Below are 17,971 nucleotides of genomic sequence, written 5' to 3'. Positions count from 1 at the left end.
CTCTTTTAAAGAAAATTACGAAGAAAATGACGAGTTCTTTCATCTTTAGGCGCTGTAAAAATTTGCTCGGGAGTTCCGATTTCTACAATGTTACCTTCTTGCATGTGCACAATATGGTCAGCTACATCACGGGCAAAGCGCATTTCATGAGTCACAACGATTTGTGTCATGCCCTCATCATCAAGAGTTCTCATGACTTGCAGAACTTCATGAACCAATCCTGGATCTAATGCGGATGTGGGTTCATCGTATAGAATAGCTTTAGGTGACATGGCAAGCGCGCGCGCAATAGCGGCTCTTTGTTGCTGGCCCCCAGAAAGCTGGCAAGGATAGTGGTTTGCGTGCGTAGCCAGTCCCACTTTTACCAAAAGATCTTTTGCCTTTTCTTGAGCTTCTTTTACAGCCATTTTCTTTACGACAACGGGTGCTTTTGTAATATTTTCAAGTAAAGTGAGATGAGGAAATAAATTAAAATTTTGAAAAACCATTCCTACATTCTCACGAATAGCACGGGCTTTTTTATCAAAATCCGAAGATAATGAAGGCGTTTTTTCGTTTTTTTCAAGCACAATACCATTAATGATAATCGACCCAGAATCTAATGTTTCAAGTCCGTTCAGGCAGCGTAACAAAGTTGATTTGCCACAGCCAGAAGGCCCAATTAAAACAGTAAGTTCACCAGGTGTTACTTCAAGATTAATGTCACGAAGAACTTCTAAATGACCATGCTTTTTTGATAAATTTTTTACGGAAATATATGCACCCGTTGCACTTATCATCATAAAAAACCCCTTATAATTTTTTTACAGGAGATGTGTTAGAGAAAATAGTACGCTAACGCCAAGCACTTGCAGGTATCACAGTTTTATTGCGATTGGAAACAAAAGAATGCAAAATTTGTAAAAGAGTTCTACTGCCCAAACGGAGAGGTGATCTATTTGTGAGTTTCAGGAGGTTTTGCTCCGTACATTTTCAAGATGTGTCTATATTTCGAATTTTTTTTAAACTTTTCCATGGAATTTCTAATAATATCTTGGTCTTTTTTACTCATATTTAACGAAGCAGCCAGATAGCCCTGGCCATTAAAAAGGATAAACTCTTTGTTAAACATTTTTTCAATTTTTAATTTTTTCATCAAATATTTTGATTTTAAATTTTGCGAAAACCAACCATCAAGAGTGCCATCTATTAATAATTTAATGCATTGTTCATCATCTTTGCAATAATAAATTTGTTTTTCAAATCCTAAATATTTTAGTAGACTTTCTCCTGCACCACCAGCGAAAGTTCCTATATTTTTTAATTTTTTGAAATCATCAAAGTTTCTAATAGTGGGGGAGTCTTTTAAATTGTAAAGAGCAGAAGGATCTTCATATAATGAAGTAATCCAACTGTATTTAGTTTCTCGTGCGGGAGTGCGAATCAAGTAATAGAGTTGATTTGTACTCGCATTTTCTTCAACGGCTCTTTTCCATGGGGAAATTTTGATTTTATAAGGGATATGAGAGTTTTCTAATGCCTCAGTAAGAACTTCTATGAACAATCCTTCCGGCTTAGTCTTGTTCAATTTGATAACTTGCGGGGGTAAAAGGCCTACTGAAATTTCAAACGAACTATCTTCGGAGTAAGTGTTTGAAATTAATAAAAAAAAGCTCAATATAGCGAAGATTATTTTCACCAAGGTATGACTCTTCAATTTGAGCTCCTATTATAAAATGACTTTTAATCATATCTCTAATTTATAAAATTAAATTTATGACTAAAACTTAAAAGCGGTCAAAACTTTGTCTTTTGTTTATTTTGAAATTGAACAAATCATGTTCTCTTTTTTGATTGCAAACCCTTGTCGCGACAAAACTCTCGTAGTATTCATGTGTTTTGAATATGATTTGTCCTGAGGTCTTGCTATGTTTAAAATTAGAATTGTTTCTATGGCACTTTTATCAATTGTGTTTGTTTCTTTAAAAAGCCATGCGGATTCAAATGCAGATGAAAAAAATATAAAATTAAAAAATCTAAGCCTTTTGCTTGATTGGAAGCCCAATACCAATCACATTGGATTTTATGTTGCAAAAAATAAAGGTTTTTATTCTCAATATGGCATTCAATTAAAGATTTTGAATCCAACACAGACGACAGCAACAGCTCTTGTTGGCACGGGAAAAGCGGATTTTGGTATTAGTTACGCCAATGATCTTATTTATGCACGCAATGCTCATGTTCCTATTGTTTCTTTAGCTGGAATTATTCAAAAAGATTCTTCCTGTTTTGTTTGGCGTACAAATTCAAAAATTAAATCAATAAAAGATTTAGAAGGAAAGCGTTATGGAGGTTGGGGAAGTCCTGAAGAAAATGCAACCTTAAAATATATTTTTGAAAAAAATGGCGCGCAATTTAATAAGTTAAAAATACTTACCACAGGAGCGCAGGATTTTTTGCCAGCAACATTAAAAAATGTTGATTTTACGTGGGAATACCGAGCTTGGAATATTTTAGCTGCAGAACTCAAAGGTGTCTCGGTGGGAACATATTGTCCAAATGAACATTTTTCTGAATTAAATAAACCTTCACCTCTTGTTATAACAAGCGAAAATAAAATAAAAAGGGAACCAGATCTGGTTAAAAATTTCATGAAAGCCACTTCGCTTGGGTTTGAATTTGCAATTCAAAATCCGGAGCAAGCTGCTAAAATTTTAATAGAGGAAGTTCCCGAACTCGAGGGTAATTTAGTAAATGCATCTACAAAAATGCTATCCAGCATGTTTCAAGCCGATGCACCAAAATGGGGCTATCAATCCGAATCGCGATTTGAAGCCTATGCTGGTTGGATGAAAAAAGTAGATTTAATTCAGCAAATACCAAAAGCAAGCGAATATTTAGATAATTCTTTTTTACCTTAATTTTAACTTGTCTTATTTTAAATAAAAATAAAAATTTTTCTTAATTTTGATTGGTGATGTCTAATGTCCAGTAACCATTTTTAAGATTAATATCACCATCTTTTAACTGAAGGCGTTGGCTAAAATAGGGAGCTTCATAAAGAATGGTTTGAAACTCTCCATTTTCACCAAATAAATCGATTTTTCTGTTTCGAAACTCTTCAATAATATCTTTATCAAGATCTTTTGAAAGAAAATCCCGGGTTAAATATTTTTCATTGACAGAAATAATTTTAGCTTTAAATCCGAGTTCTAGAAATTCAGATAACAATCCTTCTTTGTTACGTTCCCAAAGTGGCATATGAGCTTCAATACCTTGGCTATGACAAATATTTTCAATTGAATTTTTTTGTGTTTCGTTGTTGATAAAAGGAAAAACTCCTCCCTCAATTTTATATTTTTTAAAATTGGCCATTGTTTGTTTATAATTTTCTTCTAATTCTTCTGAAGATGTATTAAAAATAAGCAAAGGTATTTTTAGCAAGTCGGCTTGTGCGCGCAGTAGAGACGGGGAACAAATATTCGTGCGGTATGCCGATCCCATTTCGACTAAGGGAGTGACAAGGCACTTTACTTGGTTCGATTTTTTTGCATGATAAAGACTTAAACCACAATCATGTCCACCATTCCATGCGCAAAAAATATTTTTTTGATCCAAAGTAGTATTTCCTTTATTTAGATATAAATTCTTCAAAGGCATTGCTCCCTAGAAGCTTTAAAAACTATAACAAAGATTTTTTGTTTGACAATAATCCCTAGCTTTTAGTGCATCCTGCATGATTGTGACATTTTTGTGTCATTATTATTGCAATCTCATTGAAATGCCACAAGATAGCCAAATTCTTTTAACAACATAAAAGTGTAAATTTTAGTAAAAATGGAATAGCTCTTCACTTGTTGGAAGTGGTATTGAATTATTAGAGTTTTTAATTTTGTCCAACTATACTAAGAGGTTAGGTTTATGATGCACAGATTGTTCGTTTCATCTCGAGTTTTAGGGGCTTCGTTAGCACTTACAGCAAGCTATAGTTCTTTTGCATCTGACTTAATTACAGGCGCGGGATCCAGCTTTATAGCTCCTGTGCTCTATAAATGGTCGGCAGCATACAACGCGGACAAAGGCATTAAAATCAATTATCAATCTATTGGTTCAGGCGCAGGTTTGAAACAAATTGAAGCAAAAATAGTCGATTTTGGCGCATCTGACATGCCACTTAAATCGGAAGAATTAGAACAAAAAGGCCTTATGCAATTCCCTGCTATTATTGGAGGCATTGTACCTGTTGTCAATATCGAAGGTGTGAGCCACGGACAACTTATATTAAATGCGAAACTCATTGCTGAAATTTATACCGGTGAAATTAAAAACTGGAATGACAAACGCATTGCCGAACTCAATCCTACACTTAAACTTCCTAGTAAAAATATCACTGTCGTATACCGTTCCGACTCCTCGGGAACCACATTCAACTTCACTCATTATCTTGAAAAAGCAGGCTCCCAAGTTTGGAAAGCAGGTACAGGTACTGCTGTTGCTTGGCCAAAAGGTATTATGGGCGTGGGTGGTAAAGGAAATGAAGGCGTGACCTCTATGGTAAAACGCGCTTCTGGATCCATCGGTTATGTTGAATATGCCTACGCACTGCAAAATAAACTGGCTTGGACTCGTTTGCAAAATGCGGACGGAAAAGTTGTTCCTAATATTGTGGTAGCCGATTTAAATAATGAACAGAAGGTGAGTGAGGCCTTTAGAAAGTCTTTCCAAGCAGCTTCCTTAAATGCGGAATGGGAAAAAGCACCAGGAATGTATGTTCTGCTCGCAAATCAGAAGGGAGCTGACACATGGCCCATTACGGCTTCCACTTTCATTTTAGTTCATAAAAATCAATCCAAACCAGAAATTGGAAGTGAAGTTTTAAAGTTCTTTAATTATGCCTTTACAAAAGGGGCTGAGTCCGCACAATCCTTAGATTATATTCCTATTCCTGAAAAAACTTATAAATTAATTGAAAGTAAATGGAAAGTTGATATTAAGTCTGACAAAGATAAGTCTCCGTTATGGACTGATAGCAAGACTTAATTTTTAAAACTTTTTGTTACTTTTTTGAATGAGTTCATTTTATTGGAGATAGATTTTGGGAGATTTTGTCTTTTCAAACCTAACAAGAATTTTTGCATGGTTTGCATTCCTATTGCTATTGTGTGTTTTATTTTCTCTTTGTGTTGCCAGTGCTCCCTCAATCCACGCGTTTGGCTTTCATTTTTTAGTGAGTGACTCCTGGGATCCTATCAATGGTCATTTTGGTGCTCTTAGTGCTATTTGTGGCACATTAATGACTTCGGTTATTGCCATGCTTTTAGGAGTGCCTTTGAGTTTGGGTATTGCTGTATTTATTGCTGAAATATCACAAGGGAAAATTTCTAAAATCGTGCGCACTTTAATCGATCTCATGGCCGGAATTCCAAGTATCATTTATGGTATGTGGGGACTTCTGGTTCTTGCGCCTTTTTTAGCTGATCATGTCCAACCTTTTGTTTCTGATGCGGCTCAGGGAATACCATATTTGGAAGACCTTTTTGGCGGTCCTTCTTTGGGAATTGGTATCTTTACTGCGGGACTCATCTTAGCAATTATGATTATCCCCTATATTTCTTCGACATTAATTGATATGTTTCGCTCTGTTCCTCCTGTCCTGAAAGAAGCCGCTTACGGCATTGGGGCAACACGTTTTGAAGTTGTAAGAAAAGTCGTTGTTCCTTATGTCCGCAAAGGAATGATTGGGAGTATCATGCTGGGCTTGGGAAGAGCTCTGGGTGAGACTATGGCTGTTACCTTTGTGATTGGGAATTCGAAGCAATTAACGGCTTCTTTATTTATGCCAGGCACAACAATTTCAGCGTCCATTGCTAATGAATTTAACGAAGCAACGGGGCTTTTGTATCCTGCTTCCTTGCTTGAACTCGGTGTGATTCTGTTTGTACTTTCATTTTTAATCTTAGCGTTCGCAAGGTTACTTTTGTTACGTATAAATAGAAAGAAAGCAGGTGCGCACTGATGAAACGAATGCAAGTCACAAGAAAAATTTCTAATAATATATTTTCAATGCTGTGCATTAGTTCTGTGTTATTCGGAATTACTATTTTAAGTTCTATATTTTATGCTCTTATTATTCACGGATTTCCTGCATTAAATTTACACTTTTTTATATCTGATACGCCCGCTCCCGATTCTCCTGCAGGAGGTCTTAGAAATGCCATCGTGGGAAGTTTCATTATCACGACCGCAGCCGTATTGGTTGCGACGCCTATAGGCATATTGGCGGCCACATTTTTATCAGAATACGCTCGTGGCAAAAAAATTGCTTCTATCATTCGTTTTGTGAATGACGTTTGGTTGAGCGCTCCTTCTATTATTGTTGGTCTCTTTGTTTATACCGTTGTTGTCCATCCTATGGGGAATTATTCTGCATTTGCAGGCGCTATTTCCCTTGCCATGATCGCTTGTCCTATTATCACGCGCAGTGCTGAGGATATGCTAAATCTCGTTCCCAACGAATTGCGTGAAGCTGCTATTGCTCTTGGGCTGCCAAAATGGCGCGTCATTATTCACATTGCTTGGAGAGCATCAAAGCAAGGAATTTTAACGGGAGTTTTACTTGCTGTTGCTCGTATTTCCGGCGAAACTGCTCCGCTTTTATTTACTTCATTAAATAACCAATTTTGGAGTACGAATCTTTCACAACCCATTGCGAACCTTCCTGTAACAATTTATCAATTCGCGATGAGTCCTTACAGAAATTGGCAAGATCTTGCTTGGGGTGGTGCCCTTCTTATTACCGTAGTTGTTTTATTTTTAAATGTTTTAACACGTTACTTTGCTAAGTCTGGGGGAAAACGCTCATGAGCTTCTTTACAAAATTTTTCCATCGTTCTGAATTTTCAGGGCAGGCTTCTTCTCCTTCTGCTGAATCTTCGGGAAACTTAGACAATTTAGTTGTATTAAGAGACAGTTCACAAATTTCTGTTCAAGATCTCAACTTTTATTATGGCAATAAGCACCGCCTCAAAAATATTAATATTTCATTCCGTAAAAATAAAATTACGGCGCTCATTGGGCCTTCGGGGTCAGGTAAATCCACATTATTACGCACCATTAATCGTATTTATAGTCTTTATCCTGAACAAAAGGCATATGGCAGTATCATAATTCATGGTAAAAATATTTTAGAATCCAATGTGGATTTAAATGAATTGCGCACAAAAGTAGGTATGGTTTTTCAAAAACCAACACCATTTCCCATGACTATTTTTGAAAATATTTCTTTTGCCGTTAAAATGCATGAAAAATTATCTAAAAAAGAACTTAATCAACGTGTTGAATGGGCATTGCGCGCCGCTGCACTTTGGGATGAAGTAAAAGATCACCTTCATTCTTCAGGTTTAGGCTTATCCGGTGGGCAGCAACAACGTCTTTGTATTGCACGTACCATTGCCGTAAAACCTGACATTCTACTTTTAGATGAACCTTGCTCCGCTCTCGATCCCATTTCTACTCAAAAAATTGAACAGTTGCTTATGGAACTTAAAAAAGATTTCACTATTGTTATGGTAACGCATAATATGCAGCAAGCTATGCGTGCCAGCGATGATACTGTTTTTATGAGTAATGGCGAAATAGTAGAAGCTTGTGATACAAAAACATTCTTTTCTAATCCAAAAGACAAGCAATCACTTGATTATGTACATGGGAAATTTGGTTAATTTTTATACTGGTTTGATGTCTTTTATAATACGAGATAGACTTTCAAAAACTACAGTTTTTTGAAGTTTATTTGGAATAAATGTAACTTGGTTATTTTTTTCTTCCAAGATATGATTTAAAATCATATCTGCGATCATCACTTCACCATCTTGTCTGCCTAATTCACTTTGTAATAAAAGTGCAATTTCTTCTCTTTTAAAAGTATTTTGATTATTATTTTTACGACTGATGCGCGCCAATGTGCTCATCCAGGGATGAAATTTTTTAGAAACAAATACTGTTGTTCCTTTTTTAAAAATATTGATTGAAAATACAGCATATTCTTCAAGTAAAGCGGCATTTGGTTTTACTAATATTTTTCCATATTTTTTATCGTTAATTTCTTTTACAAGTCCACAATCAACAAATGCTTTATACATACTTTCTAGGTAACTATATTTTTTCATTAAAATGTTTTCAGCTTGAGTTAAAAAATCATTTGTTAGGAAAATGGGCTCATTACTATCATTCATTATTGTGCCTTTTCGAATTAAGGCCGCAAGTAAATATGAAAGCTGCGCACAATGATGATGTGATGTTCCTATATTGCGAATTAAATTTTTTTCACTTAACTTTGTCGTCACTAAAAGTTCATTGACATGTTTTAAGCGTCCAATGGCATCTTTCATAACCGCTTGGCACCAACCCGGCAGAGTTTTAAAGGCTTCACTTAAGCCTTCGCTTTGATAAAAAATAGCCGTTGTTCCCGTAATGGCGCGTGCGGAAGCTGTGCGGGGTTCTTTTGAAAATAGTGTAATAGTACCAAGAACATCTCCCGGATTTAAAGTTCCCAAAACGACTTCTGTATTTTCACGTACGCGATAAATTTCAATTTGTCCTTCTTGGACATGATAAATTCCGTTGGTGGCATCACCTTCATTGAATATGATCTGCATGGGGGCAAAAGTGAGTGTTTCTGGTTTCACGATGCGCCCGTCCATGTGGGGGGCAACGCTGCTTTTAATGCCTCAACAATTTCTTTTCTATTTAATTTACCGACATAAGCGTCGGCTCCTGCTTGTTTGGCACGATCTTTATTAACGTCACCGGTTAAACTGGAGTGCAAAATAATGGGCATTTTTTTCAATTTTTCATTACCACGAATGCGTTTTACGAAGGAATAACCATCTAATTTTGGCATTTCAACGTCGCTGACAATAAGTTGAACTTTGCTTAAGTCGGAACCTTCTTCCGCGGTGCTTAAATCTTTCCAAGCGGCTTCTGCATTTGTATATTCGATAATATCTAATTGCATGCCTCTAAGTAATTCACAAATGGCGCGGCGCGCTGTGGGAGAGTCATCGACCACAAGAATGAGAGGTCGTTTTGAAGCCGCTGGTGCGCTTGCGCCGCCAAGAGATCCTCCTTGGTTTGGCGCAGAGGCACCACTTTGTGAAGCTCCTTCAATGGCATAAGCCGATGTGCCTTGCCCTCCACTTCTGCTTTCAATATCAAGTAAAATACGTTCAAAATCCAAAATGAAAATGAAATCTTGATTTTCAATGAGCATCATTCCCGTAATGGTATTAAAAGCATCGCTTGAAGGTGGTAAGACCTTATCCCAGCTCACACGGCGGATGCGCCGGGTTCCGGCAACAACAAATCCTGCTTTGCGGCTGGAAAACTCAGTGACAATAACCTGACTGGAAGGAGTGACGGGTTCATCATCGTAGCCGAGAGCTTTTGCTAAATGAATGGCAGGAATGGGTGCTCCCCTTAAATTAAATACGCCCAAAACTTCGGGAGCATTTGTCAAACAGGGAACAATGATGGGCAAACGAATCACTTCGCGCACTTTTGCAACATTCACGCCGTAAAGAATAGGAGTTTTTCTATCTGATGTGGGAACAACACTGGTTTTAGTCGCAGTGAATTCGATAAGTTCAAAAATGTTGCTACCCACTTGAAACATGGGTCTGCCAATGGCCACGAAGTCGTCTCCTAAAATACATGATGAGCTGTTAACCTATCGGTAATTTCAGAAGATTCTGGAGGAAAGTTCGTTACTCCGGTGTCTTTTTTTCTTTTTCTTCGGTTTTAATTTTGTCGATGTCATTTACGCCGCGGCAAATACTTTCAAAAATCACTCTTTTTTGCAATTGGGGGGCATTTAAAATAATTTTCATACTCTGCTGATCGGCTCCTTTTTCACTAAGAAGTTTGAGGGATAACAGTTGAATCAAAATTTCTTCACCGTCATCTCGTCCCAATTCTTTTCCAATGAGTCCTCCGAAGGTTTGTTTTAAAAATGTTCCGTTACTTTCTTTGTAACGTTTATTTATACGAATGAGTCCACTAATCCATTTATGAGATTTTATAGGAATAAATCCGCCGATTCCTTTTTTTGCAATTGTAGATGAAAATACAGCGAAATCTTCAATGAGTTGAACATTAGGTTTTAAAATAATATTTCCATATTTTTTATCAAATATGACTTTTATTAGTCCTCCTGAAGAAAATAAATTAAATATTTTTTCAACATAATCAAATTTTTTATTAAGAATAATTTCACCATTAATAAGAAATGATTTTAAAGGGTAAATTTTATTATCATCGTGTTCAATGGTGCCCTGTCTTACAAAAGCAGCAAGCAAATGAGCTAATTGAGCGGCATGCTGATGAGGTGAGCCTGTGCTTTTAATGAGTCTTCGCTCGTTCATTTTTGAATCAACGAGTTGTTGACCCATATTATTTATACGTTCTGTAGCTGCTTTAACAAAAACTCCTACTATGGGGTTCACTTCATTAAAAAAAGGTGTAATGGCTTCGACGGGGTAGAATAGGGCAACGGTTTGTATAATTGTGCGTGCGGTAACAACATGTCTTTCTCGGTTGATGGATGTGGCAAGTCCAATAATTTGACCTCGGGAAATTTCTCCTAGTGGAATTTCAAATCCTTCGACAGTTTTGTAGAGTTCCACTTTTCCTTCTTGAATAACGTAAATTCCTTTGGTTTCATCCCCTTCTTGTACGACTATTGTTTTTGGTGGTAGCACAATACTTGCGTTTTTCACTCATATTACCTTATTAGCAACTAAACAGATAATGACTCATGATACTTTTCGGAAATTAAGTTAAAATCTATATTAAAGTTAAATTGACTTAAGATTTTTTTGCTTTATCATTTTTGAATTTTGTATAATATATTTAAGTTGTTTATAGATTTTATGATTTTTTAATTTTCCTCAAGGAGAGAGGCATGATTTTAATAGAGATTCTCTTAAAAATAACTTATTATTTATTATATTTTTATATGTTATGTTTAATTATCACTGGAATTTTAAGTTTAGTGGGTGCAAATCCCTCCAACCCATTAGTTGGATTTTTAAATGCTTTGACTTCTCCGCCATGTCGTTATGTTGTTAGAAAATTTCCAAAACTTATTGTGAGAAGTCAGCATGGATTTTACGATTTATCGCCCATAGTTCTGATTTTGGCAGTGGGATGTTTGATGATAATTGTGCAAACAATTGCAAACCATCTAGGTTTTTTTGTTTAATTAATATTCCGCTTTAGGCACTCTACTGTTACTTTGAGAAAAAGAAGTGATTCCTAAAATCGATTCTCTTAAAATATGTGCCGCACTTCCTGATAATTTTTGTGTAAATAAATCAGAAAAAGATTGAATATCTTCATAATAAAATAAATCAGGAGCTGTTTTAAATTTTGCAAGTGAAGCAACTTGCTCCAAAGCGGTTTGTTTTGTTCCCACAGCGTCGACTAATTTTAAATTAAGTGCTTGAGGCCCTAATATAACGCGTCCATCGGACATGAATTTCATTGTGGAATCGCTTGTTTTACGTGCTTGTTTCACGTCGTCGGCAAATTGCATGCGAGTTTCTTCTATTAATTCTTGAAGATATTGCTTGTCTTTTTCTGTCATGGGACGAGTGGGAGAGCCTGTGTCTTTCAAGGCTCCTGTTTTAATCACAACAGGATTGACCTTTAAAAATTGTATGAGTTTGTCCGCTTCAAAGCCATTCATGATGACCCCAATGCTGCCAATAATACTGCCGCGATTAGCAACAATTTTACTTGAAGATGCACTGGAATAATAAGCACCACTTGCTGCGACTTCTCTAACATAAGTTACAATGGGTTTTTGCTTTGTGATGTCTTTGATGGTGTCGTAAATTTCTTGGCTTGCTACAACGGAACCGCCTGGGCTATTTACTTCGAATAAAATGCCAATAGCGTTTTTGTCATCACGAGCGTTGTTTAATTTTTGAATCACATTTTCGGCGATATCGCTAGAAATTTCGCCTTCAAGTCGAATGCCTGCAATATAGGGGCTGTTCAAATGTGGCAAGGTAAAGGATAATTTGCTCGCCATGGAGGGATTTAATGATGTGGAAATAGATTTCATGCCACTTGAAATAGAGTATATGGCAAAACCAGTGATAAGGCTTAGTAATAGAATAAAAGCGATGGTGAGGGCACCAATAGTTGCAAAAACAGATTTTATGGTTCCGAGAAATTTGTTTGAACGTTTTTCGGGGGGGTGATTTTGATCGTGAGATAAAGAATTCATAGTATCCTTCCAAAAGAAATTGAATTTAAATACCTTACAAATAAATAAACTCTTGAAACTTTGTTAGATTAACACAAAATTTCAAGAGTGCGTGTATATTTCGGGGGCATTAAATTAATATTGCTATTAATTGCTATCCTTTGTTGCTTTCGCGCGTGCAAATGCTTCGGCAAAGCTATTTTGTGGAGCGTCACTATTTAATGCTGCTTGAATGACTTTGTTGTGAGTTTCATCAAGGCCGCGTGTTGCTGCTTTTTGTGAAAGCTCAAAACGACGTTCTGCATAATCGACGCTGAGAATAACATAATCAATTTCAGTATCGATAGCAACGCTTGGGTTTTCAAGTTCTGTTGTGTGAACAAGACCTTCAACGCCCGGAGCGATTTCAACAAAGGCACCAAATTCAGCCATGCGTGTTATTTTACCTTTTCCTTTTGTACCAGGAAGAAGTTTTTTCGCAGCAACTTCGTAAGGGTCTTCGCCTAATTGCTTAATGCCAAGTGAAAAGCGCATATTTTCAACATCAATTTGAAGAACTTTAGCTTCTACTTCATCACCTTTTTTGTAAAGGTCTTGAGGATGCTTAATGCGTTCTGTGTAGCTGATGTCGGAAACGTGGATTAAACCGTCAACACCTTCTTCGATACCAACGAAAATGCCGAAGTCTGTGATGTTACGGATTTTACCGCGTATAACATCATTTACTTGGTATTTTTGAGTTACGATTTCCCAAGGATTTGGTTCTGTTTGTTTCATGCCAAGAGAAATGCGGTGGTTTTCGAGATCAACAGCAAGAACAACAACTTCAACTTCGTCGCCGATGTTTACAATTTTGCTTGGGTGTTTGATACGGCGGTTCCAAGTCATTTCAGTAACGTGGATAAGGCCTTCAACGCCGGGCTCAAGTTCAACGAAAGCGCCGTAGTCTGTAAGGCTCACAACTTTACCGCGGAGGCGTTGTGCAGAAGCGTATTTTTCAGCAACAGAAACCCATGGGTCGTTTTGAAGTTGTTTCAAGCCGAGAGAAACGCGGTTGCTTGAAGGATCGAAGCTGAGTACTTTGACGTTGATTTCGTCGCCGACGTTGAGAACTTCGGAAGGACTGTTGAGGCGTCCCCATGACATATCTGTGATATGGAGAAGTCCGTCAATACCGCCGAGATCGATAAACGCGCCGTAGTCAGTGATGTTCTTAACGATACCAAGCATGGAAGAGCCAACTTGAAGACCCTTAAGAGTTTCGCTGCGCATACGCTCACGATCTTGCTCGAGAAGAACACGGCGAGAAAGAACGATGTTGCCACGTTTTTTATTAAACTTAATGATTTTGAATTGAAGAACTTGGCCAAGAAGTTTTTCAAGGTTGCGTACGGGACGTAAGTCCACTTGAGAACCAGGAAGGAATGCTTTCACGCCAATATCAACAGAAAGACCGCCTTTTACGCGACCCACGATTTTGCCTTCAACAAGTTCGTCTTTTTCAAATGCTTCAGAGATGCGATCCCATGCTTTGAGCATGTCTGCTTTGTCTTTAGAAAGAACAAGTTCGCCTTCGTCATCTTCAAAAACGTCAACAAAAACGTCAACCACGTCGTTCACTTTAAGGGTGAATAAACCTGTTTCGCCTGTGAATTCACTTTTTGGAATTTCACCCGCAGATTTGTGGCCGATGTCGATAACAACGCTGTCATCTTTGATTTCGATGATGCGGCCTTTAACAACTTGACCTTCTTTAATAACGTTTTGTGACTCTTCTTGAGCTTTGAAAAGAGCAGCAAATCCATCTGGCATTTCTTCTTGAGATAAGAAGTCAACGTCTTCGTCGAGCCATTCGAGGGAGTTGTAATTTACTTTTTTCTTAGAGATATCGGAGTGGAGACTTGCCATATGAGCAGAATACCTTTCTAGTGTGCCGCAAAACATTTTGATTAAGGTTGTTGTTTTACGGGAAAAAGCCAATAATTTGGCATGGTTAAATACGGATACGCAGGTTCATGCGTAATTCCGCATGAACGTAGCATATTCATATCATTTTGTATAGTTTAATTATTATTTCTTCTTTTGAGCACGCTTAAAAGCCGATGCAAAAATACTTGTTTCTTCTCGATTGGTAGGAACTAAGATTTTTGCTTCATGGGACTTATATTCTTCCCATTGTTTCATGAGATTTTTGTCTTCATCACTCATAGCAGAAATATCATCGCGTTTTTTGCCTTTGAATTTATTCATGAGTTCTTCAGGCATAGGTCCTTTAATAGATAAACTCAAACGACGGGATCCTAAATCGGCTGCAAGCACATGCACTTTGACGGCCTGACCTTCGGAAAGCATTTCTTTGGGATGGCTAATGCGTTTTTCCCAAGTAATTTGGTGAATAGGAACAAGGCCATCGACGCCTTCGGCTACGTTGACAAAAGCGCCGCCGTCAATCATGCGCACCACAGTTCCTTGTAAAATTGCACCAGGATGTAAGCGGGTGGCGTTGGCTATCCAAGGATCTTCGTTAGCGTCCTTTAGGGTGAAAGCAATTTTAAGTTTAGGTGCGCGTTCTATTTTTATGATTTTTACATTTACTTGTTCACCTAAGCGTACAATTTCTTCGGCTTTTTTAATTCTTTTCCAAGCAAGTTCGCTTAGAGGAATAAGGCCTTCTACGCCATCAATAGAGGCAAACGCGCCAAAATCCACAAGGCGTGTGATGGTTGCTACGTGGCTTTGACCCACTTCGAGTTTTTCAAGAATTTGTGAAATTTTGCTGTCCATTTCCTCACGCAAAATAGCTTTACGAGAAAGAACGATATTGCGTCCTTTCATTTCGGTAATGTTGAACTTAAAGGTGTTTCCAACAAAAATTTCAGGGTTATCAAAATGAGTGATGTCCATTTGTCCTAGAGGTACAAAGCATCTTTTAGAGCCTACTGTGGCTTCAAATCCGCCCTTAATCACTTTTTCTACTTTTGCTTCCACAGGAATATGTGCTTCATAAGCGTTTCTTAGTAAGGAGTCATCGACTTCATTGCGGCGTAGAGTGCGTGTCAATAAAATTTCGGATCCGTTATCGGAACGGACAAAAGCGGATATTTTTTCTCCCACCTTGGGAGTGGAAAGTCCTGAGCTGGTAAATTCATCTGTTGATAAGGTCGCTGAACTTTTTCCACCCAGGTCAATAAAGACAAACTCGGGACTCGTGGAAATGACAGAGCCTTCAACGGATTCGCCCATACGATAACGGCGAGAGGAAGGAATATTCTTATCATCCTGAAGGAGTTGTTCAAATTCGTTTGTTTCTTCTGCTGCACCAGCGAAAGGATCGCGGGCATTTTCTTCTTTATCGAAGTACCTAAATTGTGCCATGGGTGGTTCGTCCTTGTTGATTGCTTTAACTTATGCGCCAAGCATTAAGAAGCCTTTTGTGCCATAATGTGGATATAAGATCAAATGTTATGGAAGGAGGCGAGGCTTGCTTCAATTTTTTGTTTTAGTATTTTTAATAATTTTGAATTTTTCAGCAAATTCTGCTGCTTTCAAACCTGTTTTAAATTTGTTGGCTCCCATCGGTGTACTTTCCCCTAAGGTTATTGCTCAGTTTGAGGAGGAAAGTCGCTCCAATGTCCGCATAGAATTTGTAGGAAGTCGTTATGAATATGAATCACGTTTGCGAGCGGGATTAAGGAATTATGATGTTGTCATATCCGATGAACGTGTTTTACAAAGACTCTTCTTGCAAAGACAATTGCGTTCATTAAATGATGAAGCTATATTTTCAGGGACCATCAACGCGACCTATCCTCTTCAGAGTAAGTCGCGCTTGAATTTGGATGGGCGTTCCTATTTAACTCTCATGGCTGATCCCATGGGTATTGCCTTTAATAAAAAGAATTTTGTATTAAAGAGAGGCCAAGTTTCTTGGGATTGGCTTATTAATCCCGATGAAAATCCCTATTGGCGGCAAAGGGTTTTTGTCTCAAATTTTCCTAAACACCAACTCCTTTTAGCTTTACTCGCCACGAGCAAAGAGATTACGACTTCATCCTGGTTTATACCCGAACCAACTTTAAAATGGCTGCAAAGTTTGAAGTTACAAAGTGCAAATATAGACTATCCTTTAGAACTTGCTTTTTTAGGAAATAAAATTGAAGCTGCGGTCATATTTCGCTCAGATTATTTAAAATTAAAAAAAGTGATTTCTGATTTAAAATTTGTCGTTCCTGCAAAAGTAACGTATTACGATCGCATGGGTGTTGGTATTGTATCAGATACGGTTCAAGAGCCTTTAGCGCAAAGCTTTGTTAAGTTTTTGAATAGAAGAAAAGAAAATTTAATTGTTAATGAAAACTTTTTGAATTTTAATACTTTAAATTTTGAAGGTTCTGCCACAAAAAATTGGGTGCTTTATGATGATGATATCCCAATCCCAAGAAGAATTGAAAATATATTAAATGAATTTTATAAAAAATAATTAGGTATTTTCATTTGAAAAATAATTAATCTTTTAAAAGGAATTTAAAATGGATTATTTAAGAATATTTGTCGTGTTTGCTTTTTTGATTTTTTCTTATATTTATTTATGTATATCATTTATTAAAATGCTCCATCCTAAAAGAAATTATTTAATTTACATAAGTGTTTTTATATTCATGATTATTGTTAATGCGGGATTTTGGGGGATGCGGTATTTGCGATGGCAAGGTAATATTCCAGAAAATTTTTATTATATTGAATGGATAAGTTATACATTATTAGGTTTTATGTTTTTTCTCTTAACTTGTTTTTTTGTTGCTGATGTTTTATTTTTATCGAGATATATATTTTATTTTTTAAGAAGAAAAAATCATTTAAAAAATAGAAATTCAAAAATTGATATAAATAGAAGAAGTTTTTTACAATTTATAGCACTAGGTTGTGCTAGTATTATAAGTGGAATTGCTTTTTATAATGCCAGAAAAATTCCTGATGTAAAAAAAGTTTTTGTTCCACTAAAAAATTTGCATCCCGATTTAAGATCATTTCAGGTGGTGCAGCTTACCGATTTTCATATAGGACAAACAATTGGCCTGAATTATGTTGAGGCGGTGGTTGAGCGCGTTAATTCTTTAAATCCTGATGTTATTGTCATAACAGGTGACCTCGTCGATGGCTTTGTCGATCAAATAAAAAACTTTGTTGCGCCCCTAGGCAAATTAAAAGCAAAATATGGTGTTTATTACGTCACAGGAAATCATGAATATTACTGGGATTCATTAGGTTGGATTGAATATATGAAATCTTTGGGAAGCATTTATTTAGGGAATGAAAATAGAAGTTTTAATGTCGGTGATGCTCATGTTGTCATTGGAGGATTGACAGATTTAAGAGCAGAGAATTTTGACCCTAAGCAAAAAATGGATCCGGAAAAATCCATTGTGGGGGCTTCTTCTCAAGCACATTTAAAAATTTTACTCGCCCATCAACCCAATAGTGCTTTTGAAGCTGCAAAACTGGGTTTTTATCATCTACAAATATCAGGACATACGCACGGCGGTCAATTTTGGCCAGGGACTTGGCTTATTCATCTTATTCAAAGCTTTAGAGCAGGACTTACAATGTATGAAAATATGTGGGTTTATGTGAGCCGTGGCACAGGATATTGGGGGCCGCCCGCACGACTGGGCTCTGATTCAGAAATCACACAGATATTTTTTACAAACGTATAAAGTAACA

General features: G+C 37.0%; 17 protein-coding genes. 8 read left to right on the top strand and 9 right to left on the bottom strand.

The annotated features are described in order from the left end of the window. Window positions 1-5 precede the first annotated feature (5 nt). Both AXG55_RS07735 and AXG55_RS07730 read right to left on the bottom strand, forming a co-directional pair. Window positions 6-782, bottom strand: coding sequence for an amino acid ABC transporter ATP-binding protein (locus AXG55_RS07735; RefSeq protein ID WP_272866899.1), 777 nt, complete (start codon window positions 780-782; stop codon window positions 6-8). 152 nt (window positions 783-934) lie between these two features. Further along, on the bottom strand, window positions 935-1,696 hold the full coding sequence (locus AXG55_RS07730; RefSeq protein WP_148697550.1) for a substrate-binding periplasmic protein: 762 nt from the start codon (window positions 1,694-1,696) through the stop codon (window positions 935-937). Window positions 1,697-1,907: 211 nt separating this feature from the next. Between AXG55_RS07730 and AXG55_RS07725 the strand changes: the two genes are divergently transcribed. Next, window positions 1,908-2,900 carry an ABC transporter substrate-binding protein gene (locus tag AXG55_RS07725; RefSeq protein ID WP_148697549.1) on the top strand — a complete coding sequence of 331 codons (993 nt, stop codon included), beginning with the start codon at window positions 1,908-1,910 and terminating at the stop codon, window positions 2,898-2,900. A gap of 40 nt (window positions 2,901-2,940) precedes the next feature. Here AXG55_RS07725 and AXG55_RS07720 read toward each other — a convergent pair whose 3' ends face one another. Further along, window positions 2,941-3,633 (bottom strand): Dph6-related ATP pyrophosphatase, encoded by a 693-nt coding sequence (locus AXG55_RS07720; protein ID WP_233231081.1) that lies wholly within the window; start codon window positions 3,631-3,633, stop codon window positions 2,941-2,943. A 267-nt stretch (window positions 3,634-3,900) separates the two neighbouring features. On the opposite strand from AXG55_RS07720, the gene pstS reads away from it, so the two are divergent. From pstS to pstB, 4 genes are read left to right on the top strand one after another with little or no spacing between them, the layout of a single operon-like run. Next, window positions 3,901-5,019, top strand: coding sequence for a phosphate ABC transporter substrate-binding protein PstS (gene pstS, locus AXG55_RS07715; RefSeq protein WP_148697547.1), 1,119 nt, complete (start codon window positions 3,901-3,903; stop codon window positions 5,017-5,019). A gap of 55 nt (window positions 5,020-5,074) precedes the next feature. Further along, window positions 5,075-5,995, top strand: coding sequence for a phosphate ABC transporter permease subunit PstC (gene pstC, locus AXG55_RS07710; RefSeq protein ID WP_233231080.1), 921 nt, complete (start codon window positions 5,075-5,077; stop codon window positions 5,993-5,995). Continuing rightward, window positions 5,995-6,843: a phosphate ABC transporter permease PstA gene (gene pstA / locus AXG55_RS07705; protein WP_148697546.1), complete on the top strand. Its 849-nt coding sequence runs from the start codon at window positions 5,995-5,997 to the stop codon at window positions 6,841-6,843. Before pstC ends, pstA begins: the two co-directional genes overlap by 1 nt. Further along, window positions 6,840-7,700: a phosphate ABC transporter ATP-binding protein PstB gene (gene pstB / locus AXG55_RS07700; protein WP_148697545.1), complete on the top strand. Its 861-nt coding sequence runs from the start codon at window positions 6,840-6,842 to the stop codon at window positions 7,698-7,700. Before pstA ends, pstB begins: the two co-directional genes overlap by 4 nt. A gap of 3 nt (window positions 7,701-7,703) precedes the next feature. On the opposite strand, the gene AXG55_RS07695 is transcribed toward pstB, so the two are convergent. The 3 genes from AXG55_RS07695 to AXG55_RS07685 all read right to left on the bottom strand — a co-directional run bounded on the left by AXG55_RS07695 (window position 7,704) and on the right by AXG55_RS07685 (window position 10,754). Continuing rightward, window positions 7,704-8,666, bottom strand: coding sequence for a Crp/Fnr family transcriptional regulator (locus AXG55_RS07695; protein ID WP_233231079.1), 963 nt, complete (start codon window positions 8,664-8,666; stop codon window positions 7,704-7,706). Beyond that, window positions 8,663-9,670, bottom strand: a complete 1,008-nt coding sequence (locus AXG55_RS07690) for a chemotaxis protein (protein ID WP_148697543.1) — start codon at window positions 9,668-9,670, stop codon at window positions 8,663-8,665. Before AXG55_RS07690 ends, AXG55_RS07695 begins: the two co-directional genes overlap by 4 nt. Window positions 9,671-9,743: 73 nt before the next feature. After that, a complete protein-coding gene (locus tag AXG55_RS07685) occupies window positions 9,744-10,754 on the bottom strand; it encodes a Crp/Fnr family transcriptional regulator (RefSeq protein WP_148697542.1) in 1,011 nt (336 codons plus the stop codon). A gap of 185 nt (window positions 10,755-10,939) precedes the next feature. Here AXG55_RS07685 and AXG55_RS07680 point away from each other — a divergent pair, with 185 nt between their 5' ends. Continuing rightward, the gene (locus AXG55_RS07680; protein WP_148697541.1) at window positions 10,940-11,239 is read left to right on the top strand and encodes a YggT family protein; all 300 of its coding nucleotides are present in this window, start codon (window positions 10,940-10,942) and stop codon (window positions 11,237-11,239) included. On the opposite strand, the gene sppA is transcribed toward AXG55_RS07680, so the two are convergent. From sppA to AXG55_RS07665, 3 genes are all read right to left on the bottom strand, one after another. Next, on the bottom strand, window positions 11,240-12,271 hold the full coding sequence (sppA, locus tag AXG55_RS07675) for a signal peptide peptidase SppA (protein ID WP_148697540.1): 1,032 nt from the start codon (window positions 12,269-12,271) through the stop codon (window positions 11,240-11,242). It abuts the gene before it with no gap. Window positions 12,272-12,397: 126 nt separating this feature from the next. After that, window positions 12,398-14,158 (bottom strand): 30S ribosomal protein S1, encoded by a 1,761-nt coding sequence (locus tag AXG55_RS07670; RefSeq protein ID WP_148697539.1) that lies wholly within the window; start codon window positions 14,156-14,158, stop codon window positions 12,398-12,400. A gap of 162 nt (window positions 14,159-14,320) precedes the next feature. Next, complete coding sequence (locus tag AXG55_RS07665) at window positions 14,321-15,625, bottom strand: 30S ribosomal protein S1 (protein WP_148697538.1); 1,305 nt, start codon at window positions 15,623-15,625, stop codon at window positions 14,321-14,323. 106 nt (window positions 15,626-15,731) lie between these two features. Between AXG55_RS07665 and AXG55_RS07660 the strand changes: the two genes are divergently transcribed. Both AXG55_RS07660 and AXG55_RS07655 read left to right on the top strand, forming a co-directional pair. After that, window positions 15,732-16,730 carry a type 2 periplasmic-binding domain-containing protein gene (locus AXG55_RS07660; protein ID WP_148697537.1) on the top strand — a complete coding sequence of 333 codons (999 nt, stop codon included), beginning with the start codon at window positions 15,732-15,734 and terminating at the stop codon, window positions 16,728-16,730. A 49-nt stretch (window positions 16,731-16,779) separates the two neighbouring features. Further along, on the top strand, window positions 16,780-17,964 hold the full coding sequence (locus AXG55_RS07655) for a metallophosphoesterase (RefSeq protein WP_148697536.1): 1,185 nt from the start codon (window positions 16,780-16,782) through the stop codon (window positions 17,962-17,964). Window positions 17,965-17,971: the final 7 nt, after the last annotated feature.

The organism is Silvanigrella aquatica, from assembly GCF_001907975.1.
GTDB classification, from domain to species: Bacteria; Bdellovibrionota_B; Oligoflexia; order Silvanigrellales; family Silvanigrellaceae; genus Silvanigrella; species Silvanigrella aquatica.
This window is presented reverse-complemented; position numbering and strand designations above follow the sequence as displayed.

Coding starts and splice junctions, on each gene's coding strand:
- AXG55_RS07735 (WP_272866899.1), bottom strand. CDS start 782: ATGATGATAAGTGCAACGGGTGCATATATTTCCGTAAAAAATTTATCA.
- AXG55_RS07725 (WP_148697549.1), top strand. CDS start 1,908: ATGTTTAAAATTAGAATTGTTTCTATGGCACTTTTATCAATTGTGTTT.
- pstS (WP_148697547.1), top strand. CDS start 3,901: ATGATGCACAGATTGTTCGTTTCATCTCGAGTTTTAGGGGCTTCGTTA.
- pstA (WP_148697546.1), top strand. CDS start 5,995: ATGAAACGAATGCAAGTCACAAGAAAAATTTCTAATAATATATTTTCA.
- pstB (WP_148697545.1), top strand. CDS start 6,840: ATGAGCTTCTTTACAAAATTTTTCCATCGTTCTGAATTTTCAGGGCAG.
- AXG55_RS07680 (WP_148697541.1), top strand. CDS start 10,940: ATGATTTTAATAGAGATTCTCTTAAAAATAACTTATTATTTATTATAT.
- sppA (WP_148697540.1), bottom strand. CDS start 12,271: ATGAATTCTTTATCTCACGATCAAAATCACCCCCCCGAAAAACGTTCA.
- AXG55_RS07670 (WP_148697539.1), bottom strand. CDS start 14,158: ATGGCAAGTCTCCACTCCGATATCTCTAAGAAAAAAGTAAATTACAAC.
- AXG55_RS07665 (WP_148697538.1), bottom strand. CDS start 15,625: ATGGCACAATTTAGGTACTTCGATAAAGAAGAAAATGCCCGCGATCCT.
- AXG55_RS07655 (WP_148697536.1), top strand. CDS start 16,780: ATGGATTATTTAAGAATATTTGTCGTGTTTGCTTTTTTGATTTTTTCT.